At 46.0% G+C, this 16,984-nt stretch carries 13 protein-coding genes; all 13 read right to left on the bottom strand.

From position 1 onward, the window contains the following. Positions 1–323: 323 nt before the first annotated feature. The gene (gene cysK / locus MKZ09_RS00375; RefSeq protein ID WP_036678737.1) at positions 324–1,262 is read right to left on the bottom strand and encodes a cysteine synthase A; all 939 of its coding nucleotides are present in this window, start codon (positions 1,260–1,262) and stop codon (positions 324–326) included. A 141-nt stretch (positions 1,263–1,403) separates the two neighbouring features. Beyond that, positions 1,404–2,348 (bottom strand): peptidylprolyl isomerase, encoded by a 945-nt coding sequence (locus tag MKZ09_RS00370; RefSeq protein WP_081394403.1) that lies wholly within the window; start codon positions 2,346–2,348, stop codon positions 1,404–1,406. Between the two features lie 9 nt (positions 2,349–2,357). After that, a complete protein-coding gene (gene hslO / locus MKZ09_RS00365; protein WP_036678742.1) occupies positions 2,358–3,242 on the bottom strand; it encodes an Hsp33 family molecular chaperone HslO in 885 nt (294 codons plus the stop codon). Between the two features lie 47 nt (positions 3,243–3,289). Beyond that, complete coding sequence (locus MKZ09_RS00360) at positions 3,290–4,057, bottom strand: type III pantothenate kinase (protein ID WP_036678745.1); 768 nt, start codon at positions 4,055–4,057, stop codon at positions 3,290–3,292. Further along, positions 4,054–4,929, bottom strand: a complete 876-nt coding sequence (gene nadC, locus MKZ09_RS00355; protein ID WP_076138485.1) for a carboxylating nicotinate-nucleotide diphosphorylase — start codon at positions 4,927–4,929, stop codon at positions 4,054–4,056. Before nadC ends, MKZ09_RS00360 begins: the two co-directional genes overlap by 4 nt. Continuing rightward, positions 4,919–6,535, bottom strand: coding sequence for an L-aspartate oxidase (nadB, locus tag MKZ09_RS00350; RefSeq protein ID WP_076130078.1), 1,617 nt, complete (start codon positions 6,533–6,535; stop codon positions 4,919–4,921). The genes nadC and nadB overlap by 11 nt, the downstream gene beginning before the upstream one ends. Before the next feature lie 39 nt (positions 6,536–6,574). Further along, positions 6,575–7,513, bottom strand: a complete 939-nt coding sequence (nadA, locus tag MKZ09_RS00345) for a quinolinate synthase NadA (protein ID WP_036678753.1) — start codon at positions 7,511–7,513, stop codon at positions 6,575–6,577. A gap of 259 nt (positions 7,514–7,772) precedes the next feature. Continuing rightward, positions 7,773–9,827, bottom strand: a complete 2,055-nt coding sequence (gene ftsH, locus MKZ09_RS00340) for an ATP-dependent zinc metalloprotease FtsH (protein WP_076208075.1) — start codon at positions 9,825–9,827, stop codon at positions 7,773–7,775. A gap of 109 nt (positions 9,828–9,936) precedes the next feature. Further along, complete coding sequence (gene hpt, locus MKZ09_RS00335) at positions 9,937–10,476, bottom strand: hypoxanthine phosphoribosyltransferase (RefSeq protein ID WP_036678757.1); 540 nt, start codon at positions 10,474–10,476, stop codon at positions 9,937–9,939. A 46-nt stretch (positions 10,477–10,522) separates the two neighbouring features. Beyond that, the gene (gene tilS / locus MKZ09_RS00330) at positions 10,523–11,965 is read right to left on the bottom strand and encodes a tRNA lysidine(34) synthetase TilS (protein ID WP_076138487.1); all 1,443 of its coding nucleotides are present in this window, start codon (positions 11,963–11,965) and stop codon (positions 10,523–10,525) included. 34 nt (positions 11,966–11,999) lie between these two features. After that, positions 12,000–12,938 (bottom strand): serine/threonine protein kinase, encoded by a 939-nt coding sequence (locus tag MKZ09_RS00325; protein ID WP_036678862.1) that lies wholly within the window; start codon positions 12,936–12,938, stop codon positions 12,000–12,002. After that, positions 12,928–13,674 (bottom strand): VWA domain-containing protein, encoded by a 747-nt coding sequence (locus MKZ09_RS00320; protein ID WP_038568031.1) that lies wholly within the window; start codon positions 13,672–13,674, stop codon positions 12,928–12,930. Before MKZ09_RS00320 ends, MKZ09_RS00325 begins: the two co-directional genes overlap by 11 nt. A 535-nt stretch (positions 13,675–14,209) precedes the next feature. Further along, entirely contained in the window at positions 14,210–16,717 is a 2,508-nt protein-coding gene (gene spoIIE / locus MKZ09_RS00315; protein ID WP_076208073.1) for a stage II sporulation protein E, read from the bottom strand. Positions 16,718–16,984: the final 267 nt, after the last annotated feature.

Here is a 16,984-nt window from a genome sequence, read left to right as displayed (position 1 = left end):
TGTCTAGCATCATCTTACAGTTTAATCTTCGGGACAAAACTCGCTTCGTAAGCATATGCTTAGTTTTGTCCAATCATCAGTAGTATATTGCCTGTCAGTATACTTTACTTAAGGCAATATTGAAAAGCCCTCAGCGATAGGAATTATTATGATTTTTGCGTTTTCTGCAAAAACCAGAGCTTTTTCCAACAATAATAAAATCACCACGTCTAGCCTACCATATATCCACAGTACCTAATGCCTATTAAATCAACGAAAAGAGTCTCCATCACCACCAAAAAAGTGGTATGAAGACTCTTATAGATTTACGTTATTGCAAACAATTACGCTTCGAAATTGTAAAGTGGTGTGCTCAGGTAACGTTCGCCGTTACTTGGGATAATGACTACTACTTTTTTGCCAGGGCCTAAATCTTTGGCTACTTTAAGTGCGGCAAATACAGCAGCACCTGAAGAAATACCAGACAAGACGCCTTCTTCTTTAGCTACACGACGTGCAGTTTCGAAAGCTTCATCATTCTCAACGTGGATGATTTCATCATAGATATCTTGGTTCAAAATCTCAGGGATGAAGTTAGCTCCGATACCCTGGATTTTGTGAGGGCCTGGTTTGCCTCCAGCCAAGATTGGGGAAGCAGCAGGCTCCACAGCATAGATCTTAATATCAGGATATTGGCTTTTCAGCACTTCACCCGCACCAGTGATCGTTCCGCCTGTTCCGATACCTGCAATAAAAGCATCCAAAGGACCGCCGATGGATTCAATAGCGTCAATAATTTCAGGTCCAGTAGTCTCACGGTGAATCTTCACGTTCGCTTTATTCTTGAATTGCTCGGATGGGAAATAGCTTGGGTTCTCTTTCAGAATTTCGTCTGCTTTCTTAACCGCACCATTCATACCTTCCGATCCTGGGGTCAGCACCAATTCCGCTCCATATGCGCGAAGGAGATTACGGCGCTCCAAGCTCATTGTTTCCGGCATTACGATAACTGCTTTATAACCTTTAGCAGCAGCTACAAGTGCCAGGCCGATACCAGTGTTACCACTAGTAGCTTCTACAATCGTACCTCCCGGTTTCAGTAGACCTTCACGCTCAGCTTCTTCCACAATGCTGATTGCAATCCGGTCTTTCACGCTTGACCCCGGGTTCTGATATTCCAATTTCAAATAAATATCTGCGGAGCCTTCCTGTGCCAGACGATTCAAACGAACGAGCGGAGTACCTCCGATCAATTCTGTTACGTTGTTAACGACTTTAGCCATGAGCAAAAACCTCCTTAGAATGATAAATGCGATATAAGAACGTAAATTATGACTTTATGCTTCTGTGTATGGAGTTTAAATTGTTGACCACCGTCAGTTATTTCCGACTAAAACGGTAGGGTTTACGTTAATATCATATTATCAATCTTGCAGGCTGTTGTCAATATTTATTGATACCTCATATTTATTGCGTAAATCGCTTTCCACCTGCTGCAAGGGAGGGGCTTGCTCCAAAGCCAGCTCTTGACGTACAATCGCCCGAATTTCTTTCTGTTCCGGCATTTCTGGAGAGTGAATACTCTCCAAGCGGATAATGGCGAAGTCTTCCCCTGTCTCGATCGGACCGGCTATATCACCCACATCCAATCCAGCGGCAGTCTTTAACATTCCCTCTGGCCAAAAAGGGTCGTCTTCCTCTACTTTACCTAAGCTGCCTCCGTGCTGCCGACTCTCATCATCAATAGACACTTCTCTAGCCAAATCAGCAAAATTCTCACCCTGTTCCAAGCGATCCATTACCTGCTGACCTTCCTCATAGGATGAAACCTTGATCATAGAGAGCTGCATTTCCTTTTTTGGAATGAAGCGCTCAGCATTTTGCTCTAAATAAGCATCTATATCAGCATCACTGATTGTAATGCCCTCCGTGGCTATCGCTTGTAAGGACAGACGATAAGCCGTCTCTGCGAACACTTCCTGACGAGATAATCCGAGCTGAGATTGCATTTGAGCATAATATTGCGCTTCTGATTCGTACCCAACTATAGTGCGTGCCAGTTCCTGCTTAACCTCATCGTCTGTCACGGTAATTCCTAAAGCCTTAGCTTCCATGTTCACGACAATATGGTTAAGCATACTGATTAACACTTCTTCTCCATGCTTTTTTTTGAGCTCATCCATCCACTGCTGATCCGTTATCGGTTGTCCGCCTGCAGTCGCTACATCCGGTGATTCATTGTCTGTTGTATCTCCTTTAAGAAGGGCCATGGCGCGCAAACTCCAGAATAATAGACCCCCGAGCATTAAAGTTGCAACAGCTAGAATAATAACCGTATTGCGAAGTGCGCGTTCCTGTCTCGTCATCATCCCAATGCCCTACGAATTCGCTTGTTCTAAAATGACCTGTAAATCGTCCTTATTGAAAACATAAGCCTCATTGCAAAAATGGCATACGACTTCAGCCTGTTCATCCTCTGCAATTAATCTCTCCAGTTCATCCCGCCCTAAGCTAACCAATGTCTGCTCTACCCGCTCACGCGAACACTGACAAGCAAAGTTAATATCCAGTTCATCCATAACCACTGCATCCGGCAACAGGTATCGCAGCATTTCTTCTGGCTCCAGCCCCTGATCGAGAAGTGCTGTTACAGAAGGCATCGCCCCTACAGCTTTTTCAATCTCTGTGATCTCCGCATCAGTCAGACCAGGAAGAAGCTGAACAATAAACCCTCCAGCCACAATTACCGACTCATCGGTATCTACCAACACACCTAGGCCAACCGCAGCTGGAGTTTGCTCGGAAACCGCAAAATAATAAGTAAAATCATCACCAAGCTCCCCGGAAATAATAGGAATACTACCGCGGTATGGCTCTTTCATGCCTAAATCTTTTATAACATCAATGAACCCTTCAGTTCCAACCGCTCCAGCTACATCCAATTTCCCCATGCTATTGCTCGGTAAATGAATGTGCGGATTATGCACATAACCACGCACTTCTCCCAATGCATTGGATTCTGCAACGATTTGTCCGATTGGTCCATTCCCTTTAACCATAATACTCAGCTTCTCACTACCCTTGAGCATAGCGCCCATCATGGCTGCAGCGGTAACTGTACGTCCCATTGCGGCTGTAGCCGTTGGATACGTATCGTGTCTGCGTCTCAGTTCTTCAACCAATTCAGTTGTGCGGACAGCAAACGCTCTCACCTTACCATTAAGAGCCGTGCCGCGGATTAGTCGATCCTTCTTTTTTTCCATTGGGTGCATAGCCCTCCTATCTCTTCGCCTTTTAGGCTTCTTTATCTTTATTGGTTACGATCGTAAATAATTCTTAATCCTTCTAGCGTTAACATAGGATTTACTTCATCGATACAGTCTGTTTCACCCGCAATTAGCGAGGCGAGGCCTCCGGTCGAAATAACCTTCAGTTCGGGAGCGTTCATCTCGACTTTAATTCGTTTAACAATACCCTCGACCTGACCCGCATAGCCAAAAATAATCCCGGCCTGCATCGCGTGCACCGTATTACGTCCGATGACCTTTTTAGGCTTCTCCAATTCAATTCGCGGCAGCTTAGATGCCCGCTGGTATAATGCCTCCGTTGAAATGCCTAGACCGGGCACAATTGCGCCACCAAGATAATTAGCACCTGCATCAATGCAATCAAAAGTCGTAGCCGTACCAAAATCAACAACGACAAGTGGACATTTGTATTGTTCAATCGCAGCAACTGCATTAACAATCCGGTCTGCGCCAATTTCACGCGGATTCTCATAACGTAAGTTAAGCCCCGTCTTAATCCCTGGTCCAACAATTAATGGGTCTTTCCCTATATATTTAATACACATATCCTCAATAGTCTTAACCAGTGGCGGAACAACCGAAGATATAATTACACCTTCAACGTCTTTGACAGATATACCTGACATGTGAAAAAGATTGTGTATCATTACTCCATATTCATCCACGGTCGATTGGCGCGCAGTACTCAGCCGAAAATGATGCAGCAATTCGCGTTTTCTATATACACCGAGAACAATATTGGTATTACCGATATCGACAGCAAGCATCATGACAAAGGCCCTTCCTTCTTGGCATTAAGGTCTAGACTGATATCCAGACTGGAGAAGGAGTACGTAAGGCGCCCGACAGAAATCACATCCACGCCCGTTTCGGCAATCCCGCGTACGGTTTCTAACGATACATTTCCAGAAGCCTCTGTCTTAACATGCGGAGCTTTGGATTTAATCCTAGCCACGGCTTGCTTCATCATATCGTTAGACATGTTATCGAGCATTATAATATCAGCACCTGCTGCCAGCGCCTCTTCGACTTGCTCTAAATTCTCGGTCTCCACTTCGATGCTCATCGTATGCGGGATGTTCTTCCGGGCACGACCTACAGCCTGCCGAATACCACCCGCGCCTTTGATATGATTATCCTTGATCATAACTGCATCATATAAACCAAAACGGTGATTAAAGCCTCCACCAATACGAACAGCATATTTCTCCAGCATCCGGTGACCTGGTGTTGTCTTACGTGTGTCCACTAGACGAGTTGGTAATCCCTCCAACACCTGCACGAAAGAAGCTGTTCGTGATGCCACACCTGAAAGACGCTGCATCAAGTTAAGCGCAAGCCGCTCACCTGTTAGAATCGCATGGGTGCTGCCCTCAACCTCAATAATTACAGTTCCCTTGGTTACAGCTTGGCCTTCTTCGACAAGGGCTGTAAAACTAAGCGCCGGATCCACAATTTCAAAAACCAGCTCTGCAATTGGAATGCCACAAATTATCCCGTCTTCCTTGGCATGAATAATCCCTTTGGACTCATGGCCCACTGGAATCGTCATCTGCGTGGTTACATCTCCGGAACCAACATCTTCCCGCAACCAGGCCTTGATAGATTGTACTAGTTCTTCATTGTAACCATTAAACATCATCGCTTAATTCCTCCACTATTCCCAGTTCGCGAATTTGAAGCAGGTGCTTACGCCACTGATCATCATCCCGCTGCGGATAATCCTCACGGTAATGCGCCCCACGGCTCTCCTCCCGTGCCAGAGCAGACTCTGTCACAAGCAAACAGCAGGTCAGCATATTAGCAAATTCATATTCCTCACGTTTGGACAAAGCTGATCCAAAGATGGGCAGCTGTCGTTTTAATTCATCTAGTCCTTTAAGTAACATCTCTTCGTTACGACGCAGTCCGGCATATCGAACCATTACCTTCTGTAGCTTCAAACGACGTTCCACAATAGCTTGAGTTGGCGAATCTACACGGCCCTCGTTACTGTTAACCGATAAAACATCACGGTCCAGCGGAGAAAGCTCATGAATCCGATCAATAATACGCTGTCCAAATACAATGGCCTCAGATAAAGAATTACTAGCTAAACGGTTAGCGCCATGCAGACCTGTGGAGGAAACCTCTCCGCAAGCAAACAGACGTGGGATGGTGCTCTCTCCATTCAGATCGGTCTTAATCCCCCCCATCATATAATGCGCAGCAGGAGCCACTGGAATCCAATCACTTGTAATATCCAGTCCATAGCCCATACATGTCTCATATATTGTGGGAAACCGATGCTTCACCATCTCTGGAGATTCATGTGTAATATCCAAATAAACGAACGTTGATTTAGTATGTTCCATTTCACTTACAATGGCTCGTGCTACAATATCCCGCGGGGCTAGCTCAAGCAGGTCATGATAACGTTCCATGAACCGCTCTCCATTAATATTGCGCAGGACTGCTCCTTCCCCACGCACAGCTTCGGAGATTAAAAATCTAGGAGCTCCTGGGTAACTAAGTGCTGTAGGATGAAATTGAATAAATTCCATATCTCGTATATGAGCCCCAGCACGATAGGCGATCGCTACACCATCTCCTGTAGCTACCTCTGGGTTGGTAGTGTATCGATATAATTGTCCGGCTCCACCAGAGCACAAAATGGTCGCATCCCCTTGCAGGAACAACCGTCCACCACCGGGCCGCTGCAATAATGCGCCTACACATTCTCCACCTTCAGTGATGAGATCGATAACATAATGATCATCCCAGACCTCGATATTCTCATGCTCCGCTACCTGTTCAGCCAATGCACGAACAATCTCATAACCGGTAGCATCCCCATTAGCATGCAAGATACGGCGGTGGCTGTGCGCTCCTTCCTGAGTTAAAGCCAGTACCCCATCTTCCTTATCAAACAAAGTTCCTAAGCGAATTAACTCATGAACGCCTTCCGGCCCTTCATTAACAAGTGCATCGACAGCTGTTGAAGAGCAAAGACCTGCTCCGGCCATTAAGGTATCCTGCCGGTGGTATGCAGGGGAATCATCCTCAGCTATAACAGCTGCGATCCCTCCCTGTGCATAGCGAGTATTACTTTCCATCACTGATTTCTTTGTGATCATTATGACACGCCGATCTTCACTGGCTTTAATAGCCGTGAATAGTCCGGCAATCCCTGAACCAATAACAATACAATCTGTCTTTACCGTAGGAATATCCCGAAGATCAAAATCAACCAAATATTGTGGAATCATGACCGCTTTTCACCTGTTTCAACGAAAGAGTAGCGCATGCTACCGGACTTGTAGCATGCGCTCTAGGGATGTTCTGGCTTTGTCGGCGACAGCAGGCGGTACATAGATTTGTGGCTTCATCGTCTCCAGGCATTTCACCAGTTTTTTTAGATTATTAACTTTCATATTAGGACAAACAAGAAATTTGGTAGCAAAATGGAATTCTTTATCTGGACTATCCTTACGAAGCTGATATCCGGTACCATCTTCCGTTCCAACGATAAATTGCTTACGATCCGATTTCCGGCAATACTCCAGAATTGATGTAGTGCTGCCTACATAGTCACCCATGGCCACTACTTCAGGACGGCACTCTGGATGAACTACAAATTCCGCATCTGGATATTTTGCTCTCATTTCTACTACATCTTTGACGGTCAACATGTCGTGAGTGTTGCAATAGCCTTCCCAAATAATCAGCTTCTTGCCCGTCTGATCTTGTACATATTGACCAAGATTCTTATCTGGGACCCAAATAATCTCTTCGGCGTCAAGGGATTCGATTACTTTCACAGCATTAGCAGAGGTACAACAAATATCGGTTTCTGCTTTAATCTCGGCGGACGAGTTAATATAAGTGACTACTTTAGCATTTGGATGTTGAGCTTTTAGCTTACGCAAACCGTCTACATTGACCATATCTGCCATTGGACAGCCTGCACGTTCATCAGGAATAAGGACGGTTTTGTTCGGGGCTAGAATTTTTGCACTTTCCCCCATGAAATGAACACCGCAGAATACAATAACTTCCGCATCTGTCTCTGCAGCCTTCTGAGCGAGTAAAAAAGAGTCGCCCCGGAAATCGGCAACCTCCTGAATTTCATCACGTTGATAATAATGAGCTAAAATGATTGCGTTTCGTTCCTTTTTAAGCTGTTCAAGACGTATACGAAGTTCTCGATTCTGTTCCTGCTTGCGCTCAAGCGCCAGAGCTTCCACCGATTGTTCTCCCCCTTAAATCCTCGCGGCTTTTCGCCGACATGATGTTATCAAATGGCATGCGCCATCATGGTGAAAAAATGAACATGCTGATATAAATAGTAAGTAATATTAATCACTAATGTACACAACGTTCCAGCCCCTGTCAATGTAACTGGACAGGCTTTAAGGCATAGAATCCCTTAAAAATTAAAATAAAAAATCCGGAGAACAGTTACGTTCTCCGGATAAATTTACATCATATGAATGGTGAACCCAATTAGGTAAGGCTAGTGCCCCCACCTTTATTGTCATCGTCAGAACCGTCATTACCCTCAGTATCAGGGTTATTCGGGATATCCTTTGACAGGTCAGGAAGTGTGGACTGTTCATCCTCAGGCTTGCCTTGAATACGAACTCGCACATCACCGATATTGTCGATGACAGGCTCGCCAACTTCATGGGCAACACCTTCGCCACCTTCTGGTTTACCATCCTCGGAAAGGAATCCTTGTTCAATCAGTTGTGTAATCTGATCAAGCTCAAGTGTTTCTTTCTCAAGTAATGTATTGGCAATCAAGTGCATTTCTTTGGAGTGTTTGATCAACAGATCTTTACAACGTTCGTAACTCGAAGTAATAAAGTTCTGCATTTCCTGATCAATCTCATAAGCAATGGAGTCACTGTAATTCTGTTCATGCCCAATATCACGACCCAAGAATACTTGACCTTGAGAAGATCCGAACTGCATAGGTCCAAGCTTATCGCTCATACCGTACTCCATAATCATGGCACGCACGATGCGCGTAGCCTGTTGGAAGTCACTGTATGCACCCGTACCGATCTCACCAATAAACAATTCTTCGGCAACACGTCCACCAAGTAATCCAGTAACCTTATCCAAAAGCTCCTGCTTGGTAACGATCATCCGATCTTCCTTCGGAAGCATAATAACATATCCGCCTGCACGTCCGCGTGGGATAATAGTAACTTTATGCACCATATCGGCGTGCTCAAGGAAGTAACCAGCAATAGTATGGCCTGCTTCATGATAAGCTACAATACGTTTCTCGCGGTCACTGATCACACGACTGCGTTTCTCAGTACCTACGATAACACGGTCAATAGCTTCATCCACTTCAATCATGGAAATATCTTTACGGTTACGACGTGCAGCTAGCAAAGCTGCCTCATTCAGCAGATTCTCCAGATCAGCACCTGTGAATCCGGTTGTGCGTTTAGCAACAACATCCAGTCTTACATCTTTCGTAAGCGGTTTGTTACGAGCGTGAACCTTAAGTACAGCTTCACGGCCTTTGACATCAGGACGGTCAACCGTAATTTGACGGTCAAAACGTCCTGGACGAAGCAATGCCGGATCAAGTATATCAGCGCGGTTAGTCGCCGCTACAATAATAATGCCTTCGTTACCACCGAATCCATCCATCTCAACCAGCAATTGGTTAAGCGTCTGTTCACGCTCGTCATGTCCGCCACCAAGACCGGCGCCACGCTGACGACCCACAGCATCAATTTCATCAATGAAGATAATACATGGAGCATTCTTCTTAGCATTCTCGAACAAATCACGTACCCGAGAAGCACCGACACCCACGAACATTTCCACAAAGTCAGAACCGGAAATACTAAAGAAAGGAACGCCAGCTTCACCTGCTACCGCACGGGCAAGCAATGTTTTACCTGTTCCCGGAGGACCTACAAGCAATACGCCCTTAGGAATACGTGCGCCAACAGCTGCAAATTTGCGTGGATCTTTTAGGAACTCAACGACTTCGACAAGCTCTTGCTTCTCTTCGTCCGCCCCTGCAACATCCTCAAAGCTGATTTTCTTCTTCTCTTCATTATATAACCGAGCCTTGCTCTTGCCGAAATTCATGACTTTACCGCCGCCACCTTGCGCCTGGTTAAACAGGAAGAAGAACAAGATGAACATAATTACCAGTGGGATAATTGAAGAAAGGAATGTCAGCCAAATGCTGGTACCTTCCATTTTCTTCTGAGTTAATTCAATCCCATTAACATCACTGGCTTGAATCAGTTCATTGATAGCGGCATCTGTAGGAGGAATATATGTGGAGAAGCTTTTCGATTTAGTATCGGCAGGCAGCTCTCTATACTCGCCTGTGACCAGAAAGGCATTACCCTCAAACTGAACCGTCAAATCCTTCACATTGTTGTTCTTGATCTCCTGCCGTAACTCGTCGTATCTAGGGAAATCGGCGGCTTCATTTCCATTGCTCACAAACTGGACAATACCCACCACGACTAAAAATAAAATCAAATAAAAACCAGAATTCCGGATGAACCGATTCATCCCCTACCTCCTCTCACAACACTCAAGTTATTGTACCATAGCCTCTTGGGACACCTCAAATAAAGGAAGTTGTGGGTATCCGATCCGTATGATCGAGGCAGTCCTTAGTTCAATTGGAATAAATCTCAGGTTTCAGTACTCCAACATATGGGAGGTTCCGATACCGCTCGGCATAATCCAATCCGTAGCCTACTACAAATTCGTCAGGTAACACGAAGCCTGTGTAGCTGGCTTCAAGATTAACAGTGCGGCCTGATGGTTTATCAAACAAGGTAACCACAGAGATAGTAGCAGCATTCCGGTTGCGGAGCAACTCAATTAAATAGCTGAGTGTAAGACCACTGTCAATAATATCTTCAACGATCAAGATATCGCGGCCTTCTACCGATACATCCAAATCCTTAATAATTTTGACTACTCCAGAGGACTTGGTGGATGCTCCATAGCTGGACACTGCCATGAAATCCATCTCAACAGGTACTGTAATGGCTTTAACCAAATCTGCCATAAATATAAACGCACCTTTTAGTACACAAATTACTAAAGGGGTACGACCTGCGTATTCTTCGCTCAGTGTTCGACCGAGCTCCTTAATTTTCTGCTGAAGTTCCTCTTCGGTGATCAATACTTCTTGAATATCGTTTTGCAACTTGCGAAACCTCCTAAGTTATACTATGAAAGACTTACTTCGACCATTACGTTTCTTCGCGGTCATCCAGCTCTGCCAGAGACAATAGAAGTACGGAGGTCGTGTGCCGCCCTACTGCGGCATGCATCGAGCGTCTTACGCCCGGAATCCAGACGATATTGCCCAAACCATCACAAACGAGGGGAATCAATGACCGTTCGGAAGCAGGTATTTTATCATCAATATAAATATCTTTTACCTTTTTGCTTCCGTTTAATCCCATGATCCTTATGGTATCTCCAGGCAATCGGGATCGTATCGTCAGTGGAAAGACCAGTTCATCACGGTCAAACCAAGCCGACATCTTCCCATAATCCTCCCCCTGTACAAAAAAGTTTTCTCTCTCCAGTACCGCCATCGACATCACCTTACCTATTTCCTCCAATTTAAGCTCAGAGTCCGGTAAAAACAGACGATATGTATAGCTTGCCTGTGGCGTCGTGGGCTTGGACGAGAACAAGATACTATCATATTGCCGCACACAAGTCAGGCCTCCACCCAAATCCAAGCTCCAGGTGGTGGGATAGCTCTGCAGCGTTCCCCGACGTACAGTTTCGATCTTGGGGAAATCAAGGGCAGATAAATCCGCCGACAGATAATTTAATATTAGTTTAATCAAACGCCGTTGTAAAGCGGAGGGTATGGCAGCAAATGAAGCTCTGTTAAAGGTGTATTTCCCATCCCCTTCCGAAACTAGCTCTTCAAAGCATTTTGCCGCAGACGTCTCCATATACTCATCTTCAGCTCCCGCAATTTCCGCAAGCTGTACGAGCGATTGCCTCACTCTGCCATTATACTTTTCCAGAAAAGGAAGAACTTCCAAACGAATGGCATTCCGCTTGTATTTCGTCAGCAGATTGGTGGCATCCTCAGCATAAGTGAAACCTTCATTTTGGCATAACCCTAAAAGTGCTGTTTTGTTAATACGTAGGAATGGGCGAATGAGTTCCACCTTTTTTTCTGTTCTTTTCCACTTGATACCCGACAGTCCAGATAAGCCACTTCCGCGTAATAGACGCATGATTACAGTTTCTGCCTGATCATCAGCATGATGAGCCAGAGCAACAGAACGCGCCCCATATCGGTGTGCCGTATCAATCAGAAATTCGTACCGCTTCTCACGTGCAGTACCCTCAGGACCAAGTCCACTCTCTTTAGCCAAGGAGGGAATATCGAATTCCGCAAACTCAAAGGGCAGTCCCAGTTCTTCAGCCATACCACGTACGAGCTCTGCCTCTTCCTTCGACTCCGGCCTAAATCCATGATTCACATGAGCACATATTAAGGTAAGCGGTATAAATTTTAAAGATATTTCATGTAAAACATGCAAAAGAGCCACAGAATCCGGGCCGCCGGAAACTGCGACTACAATGGTGTCATGGGGCGCCCACAGCTCATGCTCGGCTGCTGACTCCAATACAGACTCCACCAGTCCATTCATTTGCTCCATATGCGCCCCCCTCTCTCCAACTATATGTATGAGTTCAAAAACGGAATACCCAATAAATCGTAAAGGCGAGCAAAAACAAGGACAATGCGAATGCATTTTTTAACCACCGGGGGGTGTCCATACTATCCGGGCGCTTTCTGCGCGAGTTATATATATGGTTTCGCCAGACCTCAGTAGCATCCGCAGAGCCTGAGAACCCCCCTTTTAACGCCATACAAATCCAGGAGGATAGTTTCTTATTGGGTAAATTTCTAGCCAGCTTAAATAATTCGTCCACACTTCTCGTCTGCGGCAGCTGTAAAGCTGCCTTTTTGAGCCCTTCTTCATTGAGCAAACGAAGACACAGCACAGCAAATGCGAAAAGATCGTAACCCTCATCGCTGATTCGACTGCCCGCATTCCAGAAACCACGATCATGCCATTCGGTAAACTGCTTCACACTACGACCAATAGGGCTTGTGCCCCCAAAGTCGATCAGTTCCACTTCACCGTATTTCGATACCATGACGTTCTCGGGCTTCAAATCACCGAACACAAATCCACATTCATGCAGTGTGCGCAGCTTTTCAAGCAGACCAAGACCTACCAGGCCTAACCAATCGGGACCGTTTTTCGATAAAAAATGATGCAGCGGTTTGCCTTCAACATACCTCATCACATAGAAGGGGATATTATCCCCATTCGCAAAATCATCCGCTTCCAAAAAATAAGAAGACAATGGATTCTCACGACGAGCCCGATGTTCATTCCGCTTTCGTCGCGATTGCAGCGAGGTCAGTACATTGATCTCCGATTGAAGTTCAAGTGTATCGTATCCGATTTTTAGCGCGTACCTTTCCCGTCTGCCTTCTCTTTGCACAAGATATACGGTTCCGTTCGCGCCCCTTCCCAGCATCCGCTCAACGACATAACGGTTACCCCGCCATTTTCCGTTAATTAAGGTACCAGTAGGATAGGACGGATTAGACGACATACCCACCAATCATCCCTTCTCTTTCGTCGTGGTCATCGCTTAGTCGGCGTCCACGATGTTCATCCAGTGTATCATAACGATAATGTTCAAGCACCTTGAAAATAGCTGGGCCAGTCGGTGTTGCGCCTCTCATGTGTAATTTAGAGAATAGCGTACGAATACCTGACATGTCATGCGTCCAATCTAGATCAAGCTTGGCATCTTCACTGCTGTTATTTCCGGGAAAATGAAACACAGCGATCTCACTCTTGCCTTCCCGTGCTTCTAAACTGAGTGCCAAATCGCGGATTGCATCTTCCACAGCACCCAGTTTAGGCTTCATACTGGCACTGGCATCGATAAGAAGTGCAATGCGCAGCGGCGTTGTTTCTGTCAGTTCATCTACAACTGTAACAACCTGTGAACGTTGAACAGGAGGCAGCTGATCCAGTGAGCCGTCGCCTAGTATCTTTTTTACCTCTTTATTAACCGCCTGCTGGATCGTCTGAACCACGGTCTTGCGTGTCATCATCTGAATCGTCTGCGCCAGTTGTGGTGTTCCGACTATTCGGCTAAGGCCTCCCCCGGCCTTGGCAATGTCAGCAATCTCCCGGCTGCCGATTTCACCGATCGTACCATAATCAACTACACCGACCACATTTACGGTGATTCCCTCCTGCAGGGCATGCGCCGCTGCCAACACCGGACTTTCTCCTACATTCGAACAACCGTCAGTAATGAGCATAATTTGCTTCATAACCCTCAACTCCCCCTTTGTTTGAACCTCTGTTTCTAGCATATCCAGAAATGAGAGATTTCAAACAGTCGATGTTAAGTGGGGAGTCTAGATCAAAACAGAGGGGGTTAGTGAATAGGGGAACTGCGAGAAATGTTTGGGCTTTCGATCGCTGATGTCCTCAGATTCCTTGATTAGAACCGCCTCTCGCAGTTGGAATCCGAGGACAAAGGCGAACGCTCCGCTTCTACAGCTCCAAACTTTCTCTCCGTTCCATACCTTCACTAGTAAACAGTTTAGATCTACAGATTCCGTCCCAAGTCAGCCGACCATTGAAACGAAAATAGTAGAGGCTGGCGAGTTACACGTCACGGACTCGCCTCGACTGCCTCCAGTAGCACGACGCCTTACGCGTGCTACAAACTCACAAGCAACACAACACTTCACGCGTACCCTCAAGCAGTACGATATCTTGCACGTGCCTTAAACTATACAAGCAGTACGACGCTTCGCGCGTACCCAACATTAAAACCTACTAAACCTAAACCTAAAATAACTAACTTACCGTACGGGGACGCTCCATACGGCCGATGCCCGGCATATGCAGGCTGGACCATTCCGGATGGAAGTGATCAAGACGGCTGACGACAATAGTCATGTCATCAAGGATCTCATTGCCCTGATAACGGATCACTTTCTCCAACAGGCTGTCCGCTAAATCCTGAGGATCATCACCCTCAAGCTCTTGGATCATCCGTTTCATCCATATCTCCTTATTAACGGCATATCCAGGCGCATCATAAATACCATCGGTCATCATAATTAAAATATCGCCGGGGCGAAGCTGCATACTGATTAAGTCCACATCAATATCTTTAATGATTCCTATCGGCAGATTGCTAGAGGTTATTGGAATGACCTCACTCCCCCTCCGGATGAAGCTTGGTGCAGAAGCAATCTTCATAAATGTTGTCTGCGCAGAATATTGATCGATTAAAGCCATGTCGACAGTAGCATAGAATTCATCAGGGGAGCGTAATAAAAGAATTGAGTTGACCGACTTTACAGCCAGCTTCTCATCCATTCCGGATTGCAGCAGCTTTTCTAACATACCGAGTGCGGCACTGCTCTCCATCCTTGCCCGTTCACCATTTCCCATACCATCACTAATGGATACTGCAAAGGTGCCATTTCCAAGCTCTACGGTGCTGAAGCTATCGCCAGACAGCATATCTCCACCTTTAGAAACAACTGCCACACCCGTGTTTACCTCAAAGGCTTTGGCTGAACCAAAGGTAACCATCGAGAGTCCTTCCCGGGGATGAACCGCCGTCTCACTCATGACAGCAATATTCTCATCCAGAATGTCGGAGAGGAGTGGGGCAATCATTTTACGGCATTCATCAAAACCGCGATTATAAGCATGCACTACTTCTATTTCTACGCGTCCTGGGTCCAGACTTAAAATTTCAATGCCATGAATAGACAGTCCCAATTTCTCAAGAGCCTCGCGAATTTGCGCTTCCTGCCGATACATGGCCTGTCCCTCACGCTTAATTTCCTTGGCCAAGTCTTCCATAACCTGTGACACGCCTGACAACTGCTCAGCAACAAATTGGCGACTATCGTATATTTGTCTTTTCCACCGCATATCATGTTGGTAGAGATCATATTGTCCCTTCATGACCTCAAGCACTTCACCGGTTTTGCCACAAATACGGCTCCATTCTGGTGGCAGCTGAGCAGCCGTAATCTCAGGGCATTCCTCAACAGTTGTCATCATATCTGTCATGTATCTATATGTCTGATAGAATTTTGCATCCCAGCAGTGGGTACGGCGAATGCAGCCAGCGCAGGCTCCTTCTGTTACCGTATTCATAAAATCTTCCATTTCACGATCCGATTTACCCACTTCTCCGGCACGTGGAATCTGTCCAAAGCTACTGGAGAGCTGTTGGAATACCTGTGAGAATTGAGTGACCCGTTCTGCAGTCAGATCCCTGACCCTGCGGGCATATTCATGTTGAGATCGGCTATGATCTGACGTGCCCGGTACATATTTTGCAATCGCTGATATCATCGTCTTAGGCGTTATTAGAAACAGCACTACTGCTGCGCAGGTCTCCCATGTTGAGGCCATCATATCACCCGGACCCGTAAAATAGACGGAAAGGATCGTTGATCCCAGCAGCATGCCGATAGATACCGCACCCTTTCGTCCGCCCTGCATCATTCCCGCTAGCATTCCCGAAAAAGCAAGCAGGCTCATCTGATAGATAGCACTGATATCGGCCAGACTGAGGATCAACCCCGTCACCACCCCAACAGCTGCACCGAGCGGAGCACCTCCTGCCATAGCAAACAGCAGAATTAAATAACGAGACAATATATGCTCTAATGACAAACCATTAAGAGTCCAGCCCACAAGGCCTGTCATTACGGAGGCTAACAGAATAATAAGACATAAAACCTCCTCGTTCCTCAGCGATCTGCTCTTTTGCTTGTAAGTTAGTAGAGGAAGTGCCTGAATGAACACAAGCGTAAGTACAAACCCGAGCAAAGCATCTAAAGTAGTCATCATAAAGGGGTACCAGGAAAGAGACGGTCCGAGAACAATCTTGAACAGGCCAACCATAAACGAGGATACGAATACCATAAGAGGTGCATAGGACAAATCTATTCGTTCGAAACTCTCAAGCCCTCTGTAAACAAGAAAAAAGATAATCAGTTCAGCCGTAGTAACCAAGGCACCCGGAAACGGAGTGAAGAGACTTCCAGCTATAATAGCACCTGCTACAGGTAACATAGAGTCTCGACGCATAAACACAATGACGGCAAAATATGCGACAGCAAAAGGGGACAGCTCGTCCAAAATCATAGCTCTACCTAGCAGAAACCCCATAAAGCTTAACAGAAGCATCCACTTCTTCGCTGTAATAAGCTGAATATAACGCTGCTTCTGACCCCAAGCTATAATACGCGTGCCTAAGGCTTGTCTCTGCTTCTTATCTTCGCTTCCCACTCTTGTCCACTCTGGCAAATTCACCACATTGCTTTTACTCATTTCCCTACACCACCCGTTTAAGAATTTATGGTTCTCATTATATAGCGGGTCATTTGAGAAAGTTTGTCAGAAATGGAGGGTTAGTCATAAGAAATTTCCGACAAAAAAGCCTTTGTTCATTATTCCTAAAAAAATAGTTCGATCCCTTGCGGCGCAGTAGGTTGCTTCTCCTTAAGCTTGTTTCCAATGCAGTTTTAGGCGCAAGCCTGGCGGTCATTCGCCAGCGATTGCCCTAGAGTTATGTGAGAATGACATGGATGCTGTCGG

The sequence above is a fragment of the Paenibacillus sp. FSL R5-0908 genome (assembly GCF_038006245.1).
GTDB lineage: Bacteria > Bacillota > Bacilli > Paenibacillales > Paenibacillaceae > Paenibacillus_AQ > Paenibacillus_AQ odorifer.
The sequence above is the reverse complement of the archived record's forward strand: the minus strand, read 5'-3'. Positions and strand labels throughout refer to the sequence as shown.

What these genes read in the sequence shown, in the direction of transcription:
- cysK (WP_036678737.1), bottom strand. Translation starts at nt 1,262, where the DNA reads ATGGCTAAAGTCGTTAACAACGTAACAGAATTGATCGGAGGTACTCCG.
- MKZ09_RS00370 (WP_081394403.1), bottom strand. Translation starts at nt 2,348, where the DNA reads ATGATGACGAGACAGGAACGCGCACTTCGCAATACGGTTATTATTCTA.
- hslO (WP_036678742.1), bottom strand. Translation starts at nt 3,242, where the DNA reads ATGGAAAAAAAGAAGGATCGACTAATCCGCGGCACGGCTCTTAATGGT.
- MKZ09_RS00360 (WP_036678745.1), bottom strand. Translation starts at nt 4,057, where the DNA reads ATGATGCTTGCTGTCGATATCGGTAATACCAATATTGTTCTCGGTGTA.
- nadC (WP_076138485.1), bottom strand. Translation starts at nt 4,929, where the DNA reads ATGATGTTTAATGGTTACAATGAAGAACTAGTACAATCTATCAAGGCC.
- nadB (WP_076130078.1), bottom strand. Translation starts at nt 6,535, where the DNA reads ATGATTCCACAATATTTGGTTGATTTTGATCTTCGGGATATTCCTACG.
- ftsH (WP_076208075.1), bottom strand. Translation starts at nt 9,827, where the DNA reads ATGAATCGGTTCATCCGGAATTCTGGTTTTTATTTGATTTTATTTTTA.
- tilS (WP_076138487.1), bottom strand. Translation starts at nt 11,965, where the DNA reads ATGGAGCAAATGAATGGACTGGTGGAGTCTGTATTGGAGTCAGCAGCC.
- MKZ09_RS00325 (WP_036678862.1), bottom strand. Translation starts at nt 12,938, where the DNA reads ATGTCGTCTAATCCGTCCTATCCTACTGGTACCTTAATTAACGGAAAA.
- MKZ09_RS00320 (WP_038568031.1), bottom strand. Translation starts at nt 13,674, where the DNA reads ATGAAGCAAATTATGCTCATTACTGACGGTTGTTCGAATGTAGGAGAA.
- spoIIE (WP_076208073.1), bottom strand. Translation starts at nt 16,717, where the DNA reads ATGAGTAAAAGCAATGTGGTGAATTTGCCAGAGTGGACAAGAGTGGGA.